General features: G+C 40.0%; 15 protein-coding genes and 2 tRNA genes. 12 read left to right on the top strand and 5 right to left on the bottom strand.

What is annotated here, in order from left to right:
• Positions 1-118 precede the first annotated feature (118 nt).
• The 5 genes from K217_RS0105500 to K217_RS0105480 all read left to right on the top strand — a co-directional run bounded on the left by K217_RS0105500 (position 119) and on the right by K217_RS0105480 (position 6,796).
• A complete protein-coding gene (locus K217_RS0105500) occupies positions 119-679 on the top strand; it encodes a V-type ATP synthase subunit I domain-containing protein (protein ID WP_029552126.1) in 561 nt (186 codons plus the stop codon).
• A gap of 1 nt (position 680) precedes the next feature.
• Positions 681-3,929 (top strand): AAA domain-containing protein, encoded by a 3,249-nt coding sequence (locus K217_RS0105495; protein WP_029552125.1) that lies wholly within the window; start codon positions 681-683, stop codon positions 3,927-3,929.
• Between the two features lie 22 nt (positions 3,930-3,951).
• Positions 3,952-4,027 (top strand) — tRNA-His (locus tag K217_RS0105490).
• Positions 4,028-4,046: 19 nt separating this feature from the next.
• Positions 4,047-5,507, top strand: a complete 1,461-nt coding sequence (locus tag K217_RS0105485) for a leucyl aminopeptidase (protein WP_029552124.1) — start codon at positions 4,047-4,049, stop codon at positions 5,505-5,507.
• Positions 5,504-6,796: an epoxyqueuosine reductase QueH gene (locus K217_RS0105480; RefSeq protein WP_029552123.1), complete on the top strand. Its 1,293-nt coding sequence runs from the start codon at positions 5,504-5,506 to the stop codon at positions 6,794-6,796. The genes K217_RS0105485 and K217_RS0105480 overlap by 4 nt, the downstream gene beginning before the upstream one ends.
• On the opposite strand, the gene mazG is transcribed toward K217_RS0105480, so the two are convergent.
• Together mazG and aspS are read right to left on the bottom strand one after the other, a co-directional pair.
• Complete coding sequence (gene mazG / locus K217_RS0105475) at positions 6,717-7,478, bottom strand: nucleoside triphosphate pyrophosphohydrolase (RefSeq protein WP_029552122.1); 762 nt, start codon at positions 7,476-7,478, stop codon at positions 6,717-6,719. The genes K217_RS0105480 and mazG overlap by 80 nt on opposite strands.
• Complete coding sequence (gene aspS, locus K217_RS0105470) at positions 7,475-9,265, bottom strand: aspartate--tRNA ligase (RefSeq protein WP_029552121.1); 1,791 nt, start codon at positions 9,263-9,265, stop codon at positions 7,475-7,477. The genes mazG and aspS overlap by 4 nt, the downstream gene beginning before the upstream one ends.
• Before the next feature lie 66 nt (positions 9,266-9,331).
• Between aspS and argS the strand changes: the two genes are divergently transcribed.
• The 3 genes from argS to K217_RS0105455 are packed head-to-tail and all read left to right on the top strand — an operon-like array spanning position 9,332 to position 12,561.
• On the top strand, positions 9,332-10,987 hold the full coding sequence (argS, locus tag K217_RS0105465) for an arginine--tRNA ligase (protein WP_029552120.1): 1,656 nt from the start codon (positions 9,332-9,334) through the stop codon (positions 10,985-10,987).
• A 12-nt stretch (positions 10,988-10,999) separates the two neighbouring features.
• Positions 11,000-11,530 carry an SPOR domain-containing protein gene (locus K217_RS0105460; protein ID WP_029552119.1) on the top strand — a complete coding sequence of 177 codons (531 nt, stop codon included), beginning with the start codon at positions 11,000-11,002 and terminating at the stop codon, positions 11,528-11,530.
• A complete protein-coding gene (locus K217_RS0105455) occupies positions 11,527-12,561 on the top strand; it encodes an SPOR domain-containing protein (RefSeq protein WP_029552118.1) in 1,035 nt (344 codons plus the stop codon). Before K217_RS0105460 ends, K217_RS0105455 begins: the two co-directional genes overlap by 4 nt.
• On the opposite strand, the gene hisB is transcribed toward K217_RS0105455, so the two are convergent.
• Positions 12,562-13,140 (bottom strand): imidazoleglycerol-phosphate dehydratase HisB, encoded by a 579-nt coding sequence (gene hisB / locus K217_RS0105450; protein WP_029552117.1) that lies wholly within the window; start codon positions 13,138-13,140, stop codon positions 12,562-12,564.
• Between the two features lie 25 nt (positions 13,141-13,165).
• Here hisB and serS point away from each other — a divergent pair, with 25 nt between their 5' ends.
• Together serS and K217_RS0105440 are read left to right on the top strand one after the other, a co-directional pair.
• Positions 13,166-14,446, top strand: a complete 1,281-nt coding sequence (gene serS / locus K217_RS0105445; protein ID WP_029552116.1) for a serine--tRNA ligase — start codon at positions 13,166-13,168, stop codon at positions 14,444-14,446.
• The gene (locus tag K217_RS0105440; protein WP_029552115.1) at positions 14,436-14,972 is read left to right on the top strand and encodes a flavin reductase family protein; all 537 of its coding nucleotides are present in this window, start codon (positions 14,436-14,438) and stop codon (positions 14,970-14,972) included. Before serS ends, K217_RS0105440 begins: the two co-directional genes overlap by 11 nt.
• 152 nt (positions 14,973-15,124) lie before the next feature.
• Here K217_RS0105440 and K217_RS0105430 read toward each other — a convergent pair whose 3' ends face one another.
• Positions 15,125-15,745: a nitroreductase family protein gene (locus K217_RS0105430; protein WP_029552114.1), complete on the bottom strand. Its 621-nt coding sequence runs from the start codon at positions 15,743-15,745 to the stop codon at positions 15,125-15,127.
• Positions 15,746-15,827: 82 nt separating this feature from the next.
• On the opposite strand from K217_RS0105430, the gene K217_RS0105425 reads away from it, so the two are divergent.
• Positions 15,828-16,115 carry a 2Fe-2S iron-sulfur cluster-binding protein gene (locus K217_RS0105425; RefSeq protein WP_029552113.1) on the top strand — a complete coding sequence of 96 codons (288 nt, stop codon included), beginning with the start codon at positions 15,828-15,830 and terminating at the stop codon, positions 16,113-16,115.
• 1 nt (position 16,116) lies between these two features.
• Here the strand turns inward: K217_RS0105425 and K217_RS0105420 are convergent.
• Positions 16,117-16,206: transfer RNA gene (locus K217_RS0105420), tRNA-Ser, on the bottom strand.
• 167 nt (positions 16,207-16,373) lie between these two features.
• On the opposite strand from K217_RS0105420, the gene K217_RS07500 reads away from it, so the two are divergent.
• On the top strand, positions 16,374-17,273 hold a 900-nt coding region (locus K217_RS07500; RefSeq protein ID WP_155991124.1), incomplete at its 3' end, for an IS200/IS605 family accessory protein TnpB-related protein.

Below are 17,273 nucleotides of genomic sequence, written 5' to 3'. Positions count from 1 at the left end.
GCATGTAAGAAACCAACCCATTTACATATTAAACATTAGAGGACAAAGCCCCTAACAAACACCCTATCTGGGAGGACGCTTAATAAAGACGCTTAATAAAAATGGTATAATTGACCTTATGGAACCTTTAATTTTTCTAACTCTTGCAGTTGCGGGAGTGGGGATTCTAGTTGTGTTTTTGTTGTTTGATTTAAAGAGTAAAGTTAATAAGCTTCAGGTTTGTATAGAAGATTTGGAGAAAATTAATCAGGAAAATTTAAACAAGCAGGAGGAAAAGTTCAGAGAATTACAAACTCTCTTAAGCCAACTAGCAAAAAACAACTTAGAAAATTTGACAAAATACTTAGGGGAATATGCAAGTCTAACAAGTCAGCAATTAAAAACTACACAAAAAGAATTTGAAGAGCTTAAAGATAGAATGAACGAAATATTTAAGACGCTTGCTAAGGAAATAACCGATAAAGCTAATAAGCTTCAGGTTTGTATAGAAGATTTGGAGAAAATTAATCAGGCACATTTAAGTAAACAGGAGGAAAAATTCAACGAATACTTAAGGGAGTACACAAATCTAACAATCCAACAGTTGAAAGCTACACAAAAAGAACTTGAAGAGCTTAAAGATAGTATAAACAAAATGTATAAGTTGCTTACTGAAGAAATAACTGATAAAGATCTATGAAATGGTCGGGAAAGATGATGTTATAAAGTATCTTAGCTATCTAAGAGAACTTAGTAGGAAGATAGGTGTTAGAGTAGATTTCAGTAATCTGTTTATTAGACCCAGAAGAAAAAGGATAAATCCTGAGGTTCTTAAAGAAACCCTCTTCTTCCTAAAAGAAGACTTAAAATTTGGCGATGCATTGGAAATTACAAGGGAAAGCGATGGGGATCTATACAACTTTCTGAAAAAAAAGCTAAGAGAGATAGCAAATTCTGATGATAAAGCGCTATTTTTGGGTGTGGGTCTTTTGAAGTATTTCATTAAAACAGATACTATAAACGAGATAAGAGTTTTTGCTCCAATATTTGTGGTTAATTTGGAAGTAAGGGAAGAAGAAAGAAAAATAACTTTGGACATAGGAAATTCTTTTCTGAACTATGACCTTTTTGATAAGCTTCCTTTGGGACAAGATGAGGAATACGGGGTAAGGGATGATCTGTTGGATTTTGTGAAGGAAGTAGAAGAAAAGATGGAAACATGTGCTGATTTGGAATCTTTGAGAGGCTTAGCTGAAGAAGTTGTGGAACAAATAAACTATATGCTTGAATCTGAGGAAAAGATTAAAATCTTACAGGAAAGGTTATCCTTTGAAATTTTAGCAAACCAACAGAATTATTATTACGACGGAACTTATCTGTTTCTTAGTAATTTTCCTACAGAGCTTTCTACTTATAAATCTTTGGAACTTTTGATAGAAGAGATCAAAGAACGGGGAGATTTGAAGAACAAAGTTTTGCAAAAATTGCTAAGCTCTGCTTTGTCAGAGAGAGTGAATCTCGAAAAGTTGGGTAACTTTTCTTTGGGGGACCTAAGGTATGAAATTCCTATACCTATCTCTAAAAACCAAGAAAGGGCTTTGGAAAACGCCATCAATCATGAGGTATCATACATACAGGGACCACCCGGCACTGGCAAAAGCCACACTATAACCGCTTTGGCTCTTCTGTTTATACTGCTTGATAAGAAGATATTAATCGTATCCCAAAAAGCCCCTGCTATAAAAGTGCTCTTTGAAAAGCTTTCAAGAATACTCTCTTCAGACGAAAACTTTTTGCCCTTCATATACTTTTACAAGGAGTACAAAAGGAAAACTAAGGAAAACATAGAAAACATCATCAAACAGCTGGACAACATAAAGATATATTCAATAAAGCAGGACTTGAAGAATACGGAAGATGAGCTTAAGCAAAAGATTAGAGATTATAAGAAAATTACTGAAGAATATAAAAAATATTTGAAGCTTACCGAAGAATACACAGAAAAAACTCAGAGCTTTGAGAGGAGTTTAACTAACTTTGAATATGAATACGAGATTCAAAGAGATTTCATCCAAAAGCTATACCAGACCTATAAGGGAGAAATTCAAAGGTTTATGGATTTTCTGAAAAGCGAGCAATCAACTTTTAAGACGTTAGAAGAAAAAGGTAAAACAGAAATTGGTATATATATTCTGCGTCGCAAAAGGTTTTTGAAAAAATTAGGAATGAAAAGCTTTACTAAAGGGAAAAGACTTTCTTATTTCGCCAAAAGTTTGTATGAGCTCTTAGATAGATACCGTGAGATTCAGTATACAGCGGATAAGCTTAAAGGATTGCTTCATGATTATTCCAAAACCCTCAGTGGTTTAGAGAAAGAGATAAAGGAGCTTGCACGCAAAAGAATAGCAACCTTGATTTTGGATAGAATATACAGCAGAGCTTGGCAATACAAGGAAGACCTTTCTAATCTAAAGTCCATATTTCATTATACAAAAGACAGATTGCTTAAGGAAGCACAGGAACGCGTGAACTACGAAAATGTATTAAAGATCTTTAACATCTGGATAACTGATATCCCGAGCGTGGACAGAATACTTCCTATGAAGCCAAACTTGTTTGACTTAGTTGTAGTGGATGAATCTTCTCAGGTAAATTTAGCTCAGATAATACCTGTCTTTTATAGAGGGAAAAGCATCTGCGTAGTGGGAGATCACAAGCAACTTAATTTAGAAGCAGTGGGCTTAGGCTTTAGGATTAGTAATAAACTTGATACTCTTGTATGGGAAAGGTATAAACCAGCAGGGATGGATTACGAGAAAGCCAAAAAGAGAAGATTGGTCCTAACAAAAGCTTCCATCCTTGAGTTCTTATCTCCTGATAAACATTCTGAAGAATCAGATTCTCTAAGCTATATAAATGAAGATGCAATAGTTATGTTAGACGAACACTTCAGGTCAGTTTATCCTTTGGCAAGCTTTACTTCAAGGGAGTTTTACGATGGAAAACTGCACGTGATGACAAGGGATCCCAACAGGGAAGGTATAGCCTTTAAAGTTATAAAAGTTGAAGGAAAAAGGTCCACAAGGCAAAAAATAGTTGAGGCTGAAGCGGAAGAGGTCTTAAAAATAATAAAGAGTTTGAAAGATCACAGAGCTTATCAAGATGTAAAACTTCCTGAATATGTGCCACAAAACTTTGAGATAGGTGTTCTTTCCTTTGTGAGGGACCAGGTAGAATACATAAGACTAAGACTTATGGAGGAAGATTACGATAACATCCTCGTGGGAACACCCGAAGAGTTTCAAGGACACGAAAAAGATATTATGATAATCTCCCTTGCTTTGGATGAATCATGTTCTCAAAGTAGGAACCATTATGAGCAAAAAAACAGATTTAATGTAGCTACCAGTAGAGCAAAGTATTTTACTTTCCTAGTTTATGCAGGGCTTCCACAGAATTTTAATCTTACCAAAAGATACATACTTCACTTTGAAAATTACTACACAGAACGACTGTCGGATGGAAGTTTGGATGTTAGTAAGTTTGAATCTAAACTGGAGGAAGCAGTCTATTACTACCTTAGGGAAATTGTTGAAGAGTTAGAAAAAAAATACAAGACAGAAATTAAAATTTTCAACCAATACGAAACTTGCGGATACAGGTTAGATTTTGTAATATACTGCAAACAGCTCAAAAAGTTTCTTGCAATAGAAGTTGATGGACCACATCACTTTAAAATGTTAGGGAATAAAATCTTAGATTACGCAGACTGGCATGTGGAGAGAGTGGAAAGACTCAAAAGAGCGGGCTGGCAAATAATACACACTCCATACTACAAATGGTACATAAACGGCTGGCTGGATAAGGAAAATCCTATTCTAAAAGGAGAAATTGAAAACTTGAAAAAAGCTTTAGAAGAGTTTTTGTTTATTGAAAAAGCTCAAGCTTGAGTATAATTTTATTATCAGTTAGGAGGGTGTAGCTCAGTTGGTAGAGCAGTGGACTGTGGATCCACGGGTCGCGGGTTCGAGTCCCGTCACCCTCCCCAAAGATCCAAGGAGGAAAACATGGAAATCTTGTCTGTGAGTAAAAGTATAGAGAGCTTAGATACACCTATTGCTGTTCTGCTTTACGAGGATGATCAATCAAACCTTAGCTATCTTGGTGATTTACAGCAAGAAGTAAAAATGCTCATGCAAGCAGAAAACTTTAAAGGGAAAGAAGATTCTGTAGCCAAGATAAACTTGATAAAAAACCAAAAGGTGGTAACCATATACTTGGGAGGTTTGGGTAAAAAAGAAAAGGTCAGCCTTGACAATTTTAGAAGGACCACTGCGTTGATCATAAAGAGGGCAAAAAGGGACAAGGTAAAAGATTTACTTATTTATGCCGGAGAGAGGCTAAGCGAAGAAGTTTCAAAGGCTATAGTAGAGGGTGCCATACTGGGAGATTACACCTTTGATAAGTATAAAACCAAGAACAACGAAGAGGAAAAAGGGAAGATCTCAAAGATTGAGCTCTACGGTGGAGACGAAAGGGGGATAACTGTTGGTAAAATACTGGCGCAAGCTCAGAGGTTTGTTAGGGACTTGGTAAATGAGCCAGGAAACGTGATAAATCCAATAACCTTGGCGGAAATTGCCAAAAAACTCGCAGAAGAATACCATTTAGAGTGTAGGATTTACGATGAGAAGGAAATTCAGGAAATGGGTATGATGGCTCTTTGGAGCGTGGGGAAAGGCTCTGCCACACCACCCAGGTTCATCCATCTTACTTACAGGCCAGAAGGGGAGCCAAAGGACAGAATAGTTTTTGTAGGTAAAGGACTTACCTTTGACAGCGGGGGACTAAACATAAAGACGGGAGACTACATGAGGACGATGAAGATGGATAAGGCGGGAGCATGCACGGTTCTTGGCATACTGAAGGCGGTAGCTGAGCTAAAGCTTCCGGTAGAAGTTCATGGAGTAATAGGAGCGGCGGAGAACATGCCAAGTGGCACAGCCTACAGACCGGATGACATAATAAGAGCTATGAACGGAAAGACCATAGAGATAGACAACACCGACGCAGAAGGTAGGGTAACTTTGGCAGATGCCCTCTCTTATGCTTCTAACCTTGAACCTTCCAGAATAATTGATTTGGCAACGCTCACTGGAGCCTGTGTGGTAGCCCTGGGAGAATACACCGCCGGGCTCTTTACCAACGACGATGAGTTTGGGGATGAGTTTTTGAAAATCTCAAAGGATACAGGAGAAAGGCTTTGGAAACTGCCGATGGACGACAAAAAGCTCAGGGAAAAGATAAAAAAAGGAGATGGAGATGTGTTAAATAGTGGAGGAAGATACGGTGGAGCCATAACCGCTGCCATGTTTTTGGAGGAGTTCGTCAAAGAGGGCATAAAGTGGATCCATCTGGACATAGCAGGTCCTGCTTACTTCAAAGAGGAATTTGGTTATTACTCAAAAGGAGCCACAGGCTTTGGGCTCAGAACCTGCGTAGAGTATATTATTCGTAAGTACTCATGAAGATTTTAGTCCACGTTTGCTGTGCGCCAGATGCGGTTTATTTTCTCCAAAGGCTAAGAGAAGATTTTCCCCAATCTGAAATAACTGCCTTTTTCTACGACCCAAACATACACCCCTACGAAGAATATAAACTACGGCTTGTGGAAACAAAAAGAGTATGTCAGAGCTTGGGGATAAAGCTGGTGGAAGGAGAGTATGATGTGGAAAACTGGCTCAGGGCTGTGAAAGGCTTAGAGGACGAGCCGGAGAGGGGCAAAAGGTGTGAGGTGTGCTTTGACTACAGACTTTCAAGGTCCCTTGAGTATGCAAAAAGTATAGGTGCTTCCCACTATACAACCACCTTGCTTATGAGTCCAAAAAAGGACTTTAAGGTTCTTTCTGAAGTGGGCTCCAACCTTGCCAAAAACTTTGGCATAGAGTTCTTAGCCTTAGACTACAGAAAAGGGGGAGGCACGCAGGAGATGTTCAGGCTCTCCAAGGCTATGGAAATCTACCATCAGGACTACTGCGGATGTATTTACGGACTTTTTAAGCAAAAGAAGGAAAAAGCCATGTGGGACCTTGTGTCCTTCTTGGGCGGAAGAAGGCCTGGAAGCAAAGAGGAGAGGCTTTTTATAAAGGAGCTAAGGTTCTTTGCGGAAGGTTTGGGCTTGAAGTGTAAAGAGTGGGAGTTTTCCTTCATAAACTGGAAGCTTTTGCACGCAAGCGTCAAGGTTGGCGAAAGTCATATACCCTTTTTGGTCCAACCCTTCTCAAGGGCTATAAAGGGTGTGCTGAAGGCTGACGTAGAAGAAGTTATAGAAAACACCATATACTATAACAAAGGAGGATTGAAAGTTTTGTTGGTAGAAGAGCTAAAAGACAGACCCTTGGAAGAGGTAAGTGTTCTGACCGATCCCACCTTTTTGGTTAGCGTAGATCAAAAGGAAAAACTCCTAAGCGGTCGTATATCTGTAGAACTTCAGGCGGAGATCTGCTGGGACACCTCTTCGGTTCTACTGATAGGAGATGTAGAATCTGAGTGTGTTGTGGGCTTTCCAGCAGATACTCTTCAAGATGGAAGCGGAATAGATTTTGAACAGATCTGCCAATTTGTAGAAAACAGGGCTTTGGAGATCAAGGAAAAAAGGTTAAGCATTGCCCTTTTGGGTGCCCAATCCCTTGGAAAGGCAGGCAGTAGGTTTTTGAAGGAGCGCATAAAAAGAGATCTCACTCTTGTGGATTATCGTAGTCAAAACGCTTTGATTCCATCCAAAGAAGGTCCATCTCCTGCAGAGTCATACTTTTAAGATCCTTTCCAAGTTCCTTTGCTCTTTTTTCTAAGTATCTAAACCGCCTTTCAAACCTGTTGTTTGCCTCTTGTAAGCACTCTTCCGCATCTACTTTTAAAAACCTTGCCAACTCCACAACAGCGGTAAGCACATCTCCCAATTCGTGCTTTATAGCCTTCTTACTGCCTTCCTTTATAGCGTCCTTTAGTTCCCGAAACTCTTCTTCAATCTTTTCAAAAACTTGCTCTATGCTTTCAAAGTCAAAGCCCACTAAGCTTGCCCTGTCCTGAAGCTTTTGGGACCTCATCAATGCAGGAAGGCTCTTTGGAACTCCATCTAAGACACTCTCCCTTTCCTTTACTTTATTCTCTTCCCACTTACTCAAAACCTCTTGGGCAGATTCATTGCCAAAGACGTGAGGATGCCTCTTTATCAGCTTTTCATTCAAAGTTTCTATTACATCCCACACATCAAAGGCACCTCTTTCCTTTGCTATTTGGGAATGAAAAACAACTTGAAGGAGCACGTCTCCCAATTCTTCCTTTAGCCTATGGTCATCTTTACTGTCTATGGCGTCCAAAAGCTCATAAGCTTCTTCTATCATATACTTTTTAAGGCTTTCGTGGGTTTGCTTGCTATCCCATGGGCATTTTTCCCTTAAGGTTTGCATTATTTTTAAAAGCTCTTCAAAAGGCGTCATAATTCCAAGGTTTTTATATGCACATCTTTAAGTTGTTTTGGAGAAACGTAGTCTGGCGCTCCTGTTAATGGGCATGTACCCTTTTGAGTTTTGGGAAAAGCTATAACGTCCCTTATGGAATCCAAGCCCAGCATAATTGCCAAAAGCCTATCCAAACCTATGGCCAAGCCTCCGTGAGGTGGAGCTCCATAACTTAAAGCCTTAAGTAAAAAGCCAAATTTTTCTTCTACTTCTACCTCAGATAGATCCAAAAGTTTAAAGATCTTTTCCTGTAGGTCCCTTCTGTGAATACGTATGGAACCTCCGCCTACCTCATAACCGTTTATGACCAAATCGTAAGCCCTTGCTCTTACAGAATGCACCAACCTTTTCTTCTCCTCTATGTCTTGTGTTTGTAAGGCTTGAATTAGCTTTGGTATGTCTTCCTCCCTTGGAGAGGTGAAAGGATGGTGCAAGGATACGAACCTCCCTTCCTCATCGTCCCACTCCAAAAGTGGAAAATCCACAACCCACAAAAAGTCAAAGCCATCTTTTGCAAGGTTAAAACTTTTGGCAAGATGGAGCCTTAGATTACTCAAAACTTTATAGACAAGTTCCTTTTTGCCCGCAGAAAAGAAGATGGTATTCCCCGGTTTCGCCTTTGTTCTTTCAAGCAAAGCCTTTATTTCTTCTTCTCTAAGAAACTTCACTATGGGGGATGTTAGCTTACCCTCTTCCACCCTTATCCAAGCTAAACCCTTAGCACCCCAAGATTGGACAAGACGAGTAAGCTCTTCTATCTGACTCCTTGACAGCTCTCCAGCATTGAAGTTTATAGCCTTTACCGTTCCACCGCTTTCTATGGCTTCTTTAAAGACCTTAAAGTCGGTGTTTTTAAACACATCCTCCACATTTACCAATTCAAGCCCAAACCTTCTGTCTGGCTTATCTGTCCCGTATCTTTCCATACACTCAAAATAGCTAACCCTATCAAAGGGTGTTTTTACTTCTATTCCCAAAAGCTCCTTAAACAACGTCCTTATAAGTTCTTCCGTTATACCCATAACATCCTCTTCTTCCACAAAGGACATTTCAAAGTCTATCTGCGTAAATTCTGGTTGTCTGTCTGCCCTTAAATCTTCGTCCCTCAAACACTTTGCGATCTGGAAGTATCTGTCCAAGCCAGCGATCATAAGAATTTGTTTAAAGAGCTGTGGGGACTGGGGAAGGGCGTAAAACTTGCCCGGATGTAGTCTTGAAGGAACCAAAAAGTCCCTTGCACCTTCGGGCGTAGATTTGGTAAGCAGAGGAGTTTCCACCTCAATAAAACCATTCTTTACAAACACATCCCTTATGATCTGATAGGCTTTGTGCCTAAAAAGGATGTTCCTCTTCATCGTTTCCCTTCTAAGGTCAATGTATCTGTATCGCAGTTTTATTTCTTCGGATACTGCGGTTTCTTCTTCTACGGGGAAAGGAAGCAATTCGGAAGTGTTCAAAAGCTCTATCCTTTCAGCAAAGACCTCCAACTGTCCTGTCCTTAGCTTTGGGTTTTCCGTTCCTGGTGGTCTTCTTCTTACTTTACCTTTCACGCAAATAACGTCTTCTGCGCTTAGCTTGTCCGCAGTCTCGTAAGCTTCTGGAGAGTGAAGCTCTTCCACCACCACCTGCACGATTCCCTCTCTGTCCCTAAGGTCCAAAAATACCACTCCTCCATGGTTTCTAACCCTATGAACCCAACCGCAAAGCACTACTTCTTTGTCCAAGTCCTCTTCCGACACAAGCCCACAGTATTTAGTCCTCTTCATTTCGAAGATAACTATTATAAACCTTTGTGTTATAATCTCTTTCAGGGCGGTAAGACCTTTCAACTCATGAAAGATTTAGTAAGTCAAAGATTGCGAGAGCTGGTTTTGAAAAAATACAACATACAGGATTTAAACTACACCGTAGATATTCCAAAGGACAGTGAGTTGGGAGACCTTGCTACAAACGTGTGTTTTCTCTTAGCTAAACATTTAAAAAAGTCTCCCAATTTAATCGCAGAGGAAATTGCGCCGGAATTACGCTGTGATGAGTTTGAAGCTTATCCTTTGAGAGGCTTTATAAACTTCCGATTCTCAGAGGGTTATATAAAGGAAAGTTTTAAAGAGCTTTTAAAAACTGGACAGTCCTACTTTTTTGAAAATTTAGGAAAAGGGAAAAAATTACAGTTAGAGTTTGTCAGTGCCAATCCCACTGGACCGCTACACCTTGGACACGGCAGGGGTGCGGTGGTAGGGGATGTGCTGTATAGACTACTAAAAGCCTTTGGCTTTGACGTTCAAAGAGAGTATTACATAAACGACGCTGGCAATCAAGCATACCTTTTTGGTCTTTCTATCCTTTATAGACTGTACGAGCTGTTTGGCGTAGAGGACGAAGAACTAAGGAAAAAGTTTGAGGAAGAAGGATACAAAGGGTATTACATAAAGGAGCTTGCCAAAGATGCCAAGGCTTTTTATGGTGAAGAAATACTAAAAAAAGACAAGAAGGAAGCAATAAACCTTCTTAGTGAATACGGAATAAGGCGCATGCTTGAAGATATAAGAGAAACTCTGAATTTTATGGGTGTGTCTTTTGACTCTTGGATCAGTGAAAGGGAAGTTATCAAAAGCGGTATTTTGGAAGAGATTATTCAGAAGTTAGAGGAAAAGGGCTATATTTATTGGCAAGATGGAGCCCTTTGGTTCAAAAGCTCCCTTTTTGGAGATGACAAAGACAGGGTCCTTATAAGGTCCGATCGCACACCCACTTATTTTGCTGGAGATATAGCATACCACTACTACAAATACAAAAGGGGCTTTGAAGAGGTTATAAACCTTTGGGGGGCAGATCACTGGGGCTATCTTCCAAGGTTAAAGGGAGCTCTTAAGGCTTTGGGTATTCCAGAAGATTGGCTAAAAGTAGAGTTTGTGCAAATGGTTAGACTTTTCTCACAAGGCAAAGAAATTCGTATGTCCAAAAGGACTGGAGAGTTTGTAACCCTTAAGGAGTTGTTGGATGAAGTGGGTGTGGATGCGGTCAGGTTTATCTTTCTGACAAAACGTTCAGATACGCCCCTTGATTTTAACATTGACTTGGTAAAGAGCAATACCACAGAAAACCCTGTCTTTTATGTTCAATACGCTTACGCCCGCACAAGAGGTGTATTCAGGGAGGTTAGAAGTAGGTTTGGAATAGACCCAGATAGTGAAAAGCTGGAAGAATGGCTAAACCCTTTGAAGGACTCTCAAGGTTTAGAACTCATGAAAAAAGTTTTATTTTTCAAGGATACCTTAAAAGATGCGGTCCTCAGCCTAACACCACACATAGTCGTATACAACTTACTGGAAATATCCAAACTTTTCCACAATTACTACAACCATCACAGGGTAATTGTGGAGGACAGGTCGCTTATGATGGGAAGGCTTGCGCTGTTAAAAGGAGTTGAGATTGCCTTAAAAGTTGGTTTAAATTTAATAGGAGTAAGTGCGCCGGAACGCATGTGAAAGGAGGGAAGAATGAATAGAAGAGAAAGATTAATAGTTTTGGTAGGAATACTTATCGCTTTGATATTCTTTTACTTAGGCTTGAACCAGTGGCTTAAACAAAAAACTCCCGCCGAACCTCCACCAATTGTAGTAAAGCCTACACCAAAACCCCCGGAAGAAAGCCAGCCTAAAGTTGAAAAGGTAGAACAACCAGCAGAGCAAAAGCCAGAAAAAGAGGAGAAAGATTTAATAGCGGAAAAGATAAAAGAGGAGAAAAAGAAAGCTGAAAATAAACCAGAGCAAGCGACAAAGAATAACTTAACGGTTCAAAAGGATCAGGTAAAAAAAGAGAAAAGGGAGTATGTAATACAGATAGGAGCCTTCATTCATAAAGAAAACGCAGAGAAGGTGTTGGAAAAGGCTAAAAGGATGGGCTATTCAGGTGAAATCATAAATGAAGACAAGTTTTACAAGGTGAGGGTGAAGGTAAGAACAGACAATCTTAGGGCAGAGATGAACAAGCTAAGGTCCGCTTTTGGAAATGTAATAGTTAAAAAATGAAGCTCTTATTAATCATATTGCTGTTTATCTTTTCATGTGCAAGCGTTCGGCAAGAAAAGGATGCTAAAAATTGGCAATATTACTACGATCTGGGCATGTCTTCTCTGTTGGTAAAAAACTACTCAGAGGCTATAACCAACTTCTTTTTGGCTTCTCAGATAGCACCCAATGAGCCTAAGGTATGGAATGCCTTAGGAATTGCTTACATGGAGGTTTTAGAATACCATAAGGCGGAGAACGCATTTAGAAAAGCTTTGGAGGTAGATAAAAAATTTACAGAAGCGAAACTAAACTTAGGAATACTTTACTTTAGGAAAAAGGACTACGAAAAGGCTTTAAATGAAATTAAGGAAGCGCTCAACGACGAGGCGTTTCCTAACAAACACGTAGCTTTTTATTATTTAGCGAAGATATACAAGGTTATGGGCAACCAATCCCTTTACTTTGAGAACTTAAAGAAGGCGACCATTTACAATCCAATGTTTTTAGACGCTCAGTTTGAACTTGCCAATGCTTACGAAGAAGTGGGAGATTACAAATCTGCCTTGGATGTTTATAGGAACCTTGTCAGCAACGGTGTGAATAGTCCGCAAATACAACTCAATATGGCTCGGTTGATGTTTTACTTGGAAGATTACAAAAATGCCAAGCTCTACATAAGAAAAATAATGGAAGATAGACAAGCGGAGGCAAATCTAAAAACTCAAGCTTATGACCTACTTAGTCAGATCTTAATAAAAGAGCAGGAAAGGCTACTAAATAAGCACGATTTGCCTAAGGAAAGTCAAACACCAGAGCAAAAAGAAAAGGCTATAAGAATACAATTGGGAGCTTTTTCCTCTGAGGATAGGGCTAAAGCATGGAAAGAAAAATTGGAAAAAAATATAGGCATCAAGGGCTTAACGATTGTAGAACAGCTTGGAATATACAAGGTGCTTTATGGAGATTTTAAAAGCAGAACGGAAGCAGAGAGTTATCTTGAAAGATTAAGAAACCACAACATATACGGCTTTATAGTTCAAGATGATTGACTATAAGTATTCCTTTGTAGAAGGTATTCCTCCTCCGACTAAGGATACTGCTTGTTTTAAGGAAAGGGCAAAGGCTTTAAAGCATGCTTCTGCAACATGATGGAGTATTTTTCCGGATAAAACCTTTATGTGCAATGTGCTTTTGGATTCTAAGGCAAAGCCTTTGAAGAATTCCCATATAAGTTCAAAGTCAAAGTCTGTAATCTTCCCTCGCAAACCTAAATCTTCGTAGAAAAAAAGCGGTCTGCCAGACAGATCTATACTGCACAACACCAAGGCTTCGTCCATAGGAATTATGCTGTATCCGTATCTTTGAATACCCTTTTTGTCTCCCAAGGCTTCAAGTACCGCCATTCCCAAGGTTATTCCCACGTCTTCCACGGTGTGATGATAGGATACATGTATGTCTCCTTTGGCTTTTAGGTTTAAGTCAAACCTCCCGTGTTTTGCAAAGGACTCTACCATATGAGTTAAAAACCCTATTGGTGTATCCACTTTGAAAACTCCGCTACCGTCCAAATTTATCTCAAGCTCTACTGTAGTTTCCTTAGTTTCTCTCAAAATCTTGGATTTTCTCATGCGTGCTTATTATAATAGATTTTCCATGCTTGACATAGAAGTCATAAGAAAACAGCCAGATTTTGTAAAGGACAGGCTACGCCTTAGAAAGGAAGATTACGTAAAGCTAATAGACAAAGTGCTTGAGCTTGATAGAAAAAGAAGAGATATTCTAAAAGAGCTTGAATCCCTTCGGGCTGAAAGGAATAGACTGAGTAAAGAGATAGGGAAGTTGAAATCTCAGGGTATAAACACAGAAAGCATTGAAGCAAAGGTTAAGGAGCTTAGGGAAAGAATAGAAAAGCTGGAGGATGAGCTTTCGGGAGTTGAAGGAGAGCTGATGCATACTATGTTACTTTTGCCTAATTTACCTGATGAAAGCGTTCCTTTTGGAAAGGATGAGTCGGAAAATGTGGAAGTCAGAAGATGGGGCACTATAAGGGAGTTTGACTTTGAGCCAAGGGCTCACTACGAAATAGGAGAGCTTCTCGGCATATTGGATTTTGAAAGGGGTGCCAGCTTGTCTGGTAGCAGGTTTACGGTTATGTGGGGCTGGGGGGCTAAACTGGAAAGGGCTCTTATTAACTTTATGTTGGATTTTCACACAAGCAGGGGATACAAAGAGGTTTGGGTTCCCCATCTTGTAAGACCAGAAATACTTCAGGGCACAGGCCAACTGCCTAAGTTTGAAGACGATGTTTATAAGTGTGAAAAGGATGGGCTTTACTTAATACCCACGGCGGAGGTTCCTCTTACCAATCTCTTTAGGGACCAAATCCTTGAAGAGAAAGACCTGCCCATATACCTAACAGCTTACACTCCTTGCTACAGAAGGGAAGCAGGAGCTTATGGAAAAGATATAAGGGGCATAATAAGACAACACCAATTTGATAAGGTGGAACTTGTAAAAATTGTTCATCCTGAAAAGTCCAACGAAGAGCTGGAAAGGCTAACTGCAGATGCAGAAGAAATTCTAAAACTGCTTGGACTTCCCTACAGGGTTGTAATGCTATGCACGGGTGATTTAGGCTTTGCTTCTGCAAAGACGTATGACATAGAAGTGTGGTTTCCTTCTCAGAATAAATACAGAGAGATTTCTTCCTGTTCCAACTGCACCGACTTTCAGGCAAGGCGTATGAACACGCGGTTCAAAGACTCTTCCGGAAGGAAAAGGTTTGTTCATACCCTAAACGGTTCGGGTTTAGCGGTAGGAAGAACACTTGCAGCCATACTGGAGAACTACCAACAGAAAGACGGCTCGGTGATAATACCAGAGGTGCTTAGGGATTACGTCAAGGCGGATGTGATAAAACCCGATGGAACTTGAAGTTAGTAATCTACCTTCTGATGAGCTTTACAAACTCATAACTCAATGGGTCGCACCAAGGCCCATAGCTTGGGTATCCACAACAAACAAAGAGGGAATAATAAACTTAGCCCCTTTCAGCTTTTTTAACCTTGTGTGCGATGAACCGCCGGTGGTTATGCTCTCCATTAGCAAAAGGGAAGATGGAACACAAAAGGACACTGCAAGGAACATCTTGGAGACAGGAGAGTTTGTGGTGAATTTTGTAGAGTGGAGCCTTCTGGAAAAGGTAAAACTTACAGGAGAGGACTTTCCACCTTCCGTTAGCGAGCTTGAACTGGCTGGGCTTACTCCCGAACCTTCAAAGAAGGTAAAACCACCGAGAGTTAAAGAATCTCCCGCAAGCTTTGAGTGTAGGCTTATAAAGCATATGGAGTTGTTTAATTACGACGTTATATTTGGTGAAGTGGTATTTTTGGTGGTAAGGAAAGAATGCGTTAAGAGGGTGGGAAGAATAGGAGAGAGTTTTTGTAATTGTGTAGCTTGAGGATGGTATATATGACTTGTAAAATTTCATTAGTCTAATTGAGCAAATGCTCCTTTATCGCTCTTAAGGAAAGTCCTGAAGTAGAGAAATACCGCTTCGCTAATAACTGCTAAAAGCTGACATCCTGACTTCTCAAATGGCATTTTCCGAACTCACATTACTTTTCCAAACTCTTCAAACTTAAACCTGTACGCACGGGGTAGCAGTGTCTTGTTTGGATCCTTGTAGCCAATAGCTATTATCATAACGGGTTCTTGGTGTTCTTTGAGTTCCAAAAATTCTCTTAGTTTAACCTCGTCGTATCCTTCCATAGGATGGGTTTCCAGCCCATACGCTCTCGCAGTTATCATAAGGTTCATAGCAAAAAGAGCGGAATCCCTTACCGCTTTTTTCTTAGCCTTTTGGGGATCGCTCCAACCCATCTGTATGGTCTCTTTTAGCTGTTCTTTTGCAGAGGACTGAATGTATCCAAGCTCTATCCAACTGTCCAAAACCCTATCCACGTTATCAAAACCCGCCCTTGTGTTGGCTATTATGACCACATTGGCACTTGCGTCTTCTACCTTTTGTTGGTTGTAGCATATCTCTTTAAGCTTTTTCTTTTTTTCTTTATCTATAACCACAACTACCTGCCAAGGTTGAAGATTGTATCCAGAGGGTGCGGTGGCGGAAACTTCTAAAATCTCTTTTATTAGTTCTAAAGGCACTTCTCTGTTAGGGTCAAAGAAGGTTATGGAGCGTCGCTCTGTTATTAACTTCAAACAATCCTTCATGGCACCTCCTCCAAGTTTCAATTATAACCAACCGGTGATTAAACTCATTTTGGTTTTCTTACAAGACCTTAAAATAAATAGCATGGCTAAGGTAAAGATTAACAAAAAAGTGTTTGACATTCCAGCCGGAGTTAGGTTTGGAGAACTGCATCACGAGATAGAAAAAGCTGGTGTGGAATTTGGATGCACTGACGGTCAGTGTGGCGTGTGCGTATGCACAGTCAAAAAAGGTTTAGAATGTTTGGCAGAGCCATCGGAGGTAGAAGAGGAAACCCTTTGGCGTATTGGAGAATACGAGGAAAACAGAAGGCTAACCTGTCAGTTGATCATAGAAAAGGAGGGTTGCGAAATAGAATTGGAAACTGATTAAACGGAGAGGGCGGGATTCGAACCCGCGGTAGGGCTATTAACCCTACAACTCCTTAGCAAGGAGCCGCCTTCGGCCTCTCGGCCACCTCTCCTACAAAAATAATTATACCCTCAATCTCCCAAATGTAAAGCGGTAGTGAAGCTGTTCGAAAAAATCCTTCAGGCAGCGCTGAGTAGTTATAATAAGAACCTGATGTATGTAAGCTTGCAGTTTAAACTTTAGTTGAACAGTTCCGACAGAAAAAAGCTCTTAGAATTAATGCGTAAACAATCATCCGCCATAAGGTCTGCATATAAACTGCTAACAAACAAAAACTCCCATAATCAAATATACCAAAAGCTAAGACAACTGTTTCCTGACCTGCCTACCGTATACATAAGCTCTGCTATCTACAAAGCAAAGCAATATCCAACAGACAAAAAAGTGGTGTTTGGCGGTAAAGCCCTTTTTGAAAAGCTCTGTAAAAACAGAGACAAGGAAAGTAAAGAAAGACAACAGTTAAAAAGAAAGTGGAGAGAACAAAGACAAGGGACTTTATTAAGCATAGGCTCAAAAGCAGATAAAGGAAACAGACTTTTAAGGTTTGAAAGGGACGAAAACGGAGAGCTTCTTTTAAGGATTACGGTAAGTGAGAGAAAGTTCATTTACGCAAAGGTGTTAAGGGAACCAAGCAATGAAAAAGACAAGTGGAATACTTTTTTAGCTATGCTTTGGGAAAGCTCTAAAAGTAAAGCATACTTCCCTTACACAGTAGAGCTAAAGCTAAGGGATGGAGAGATTTATGGGAATGTAAGTTTTGAGATACCAACTCCAGAGGTATGGCTAACTAAAGAGTATGGAGTGATAGCCATAGACACAAACGCAAGCCCATTGCATTTAGCTTTATCAGAAGTAAGCCCTGATGGAAATCTTTTGAGCTATCAAAGTATTAGCCTGCATGAGTTTATGAGCTATTCAAAAAACAGAAAAGACTACGAAGAGTGGCTTTTGGCACACAGAATAGTAGAAATAGCAAAAGAGAAAGGAAAGGCTATAGCTATAGAAAACTTAAAGAAAGTCAATAAAGGCTTTAGAGGAAACGGAAAAGCAAACCTAAGGAAAAGACTACATCATTGGAACTTTAAGAGCTTGCTTTCAAAGATTGAAAGAACTGCAAAG

Origin of the sequence: Thermocrinis jamiesonii (assembly GCF_000702425.1) — a bacterium.
GTDB lineage: Bacteria > Aquificota > Aquificia > Aquificales > Aquificaceae > Thermocrinis > Thermocrinis jamiesonii.
Note: the sequence above shows the minus strand (reverse complement) of the source record. Positions and strands in the feature narration are given on the sequence as shown.

Coding starts and splice junctions, on each gene's coding strand:
- K217_RS0105425 (WP_029552113.1), top strand. CDS start 15,828: ATGGCTAAGGTAAAGATTAACAAAAAAGTGTTTGACATTCCAGCCGGA.
- K217_RS0105500 (WP_029552126.1), top strand. CDS start 119: ATGGAACCTTTAATTTTTCTAACTCTTGCAGTTGCGGGAGTGGGGATT.
- K217_RS0105430 (WP_029552114.1), bottom strand. CDS start 15,745: ATGAAGGATTGTTTGAAGTTAATAACAGAGCGACGCTCCATAACCTTC.
- hisB (WP_029552117.1), bottom strand. CDS start 13,140: ATGAGAAAATCCAAGATTTTGAGAGAAACTAAGGAAACTACAGTAGAG.
- aspS (WP_029552121.1), bottom strand. CDS start 9,265: ATGAAGAGGACTAAATACTGTGGGCTTGTGTCGGAAGAGGACTTGGAC.
- mazG (WP_029552122.1), bottom strand. CDS start 7,478: ATGACGCCTTTTGAAGAGCTTTTAAAAATAATGCAAACCTTAAGGGAA.
- K217_RS0105455 (WP_029552118.1), top strand. CDS start 11,527: ATGAAGCTCTTATTAATCATATTGCTGTTTATCTTTTCATGTGCAAGC.
- K217_RS0105460 (WP_029552119.1), top strand. CDS start 11,000: ATGAATAGAAGAGAAAGATTAATAGTTTTGGTAGGAATACTTATCGCT.
- K217_RS0105440 (WP_029552115.1), top strand. CDS start 14,436: ATGGAACTTGAAGTTAGTAATCTACCTTCTGATGAGCTTTACAAACTC.
- K217_RS0105480 (WP_029552123.1), top strand. CDS start 5,504: ATGAAGATTTTAGTCCACGTTTGCTGTGCGCCAGATGCGGTTTATTTT.
- K217_RS0105485 (WP_029552124.1), top strand. CDS start 4,047: ATGGAAATCTTGTCTGTGAGTAAAAGTATAGAGAGCTTAGATACACCT.
- serS (WP_029552116.1), top strand. CDS start 13,166: ATGCTTGACATAGAAGTCATAAGAAAACAGCCAGATTTTGTAAAGGAC.
- argS (WP_029552120.1), top strand. CDS start 9,332: ATGAAAGATTTAGTAAGTCAAAGATTGCGAGAGCTGGTTTTGAAAAAA.
- K217_RS0105495 (WP_029552125.1), top strand. CDS start 681: ATGGTCGGGAAAGATGATGTTATAAAGTATCTTAGCTATCTAAGAGAA.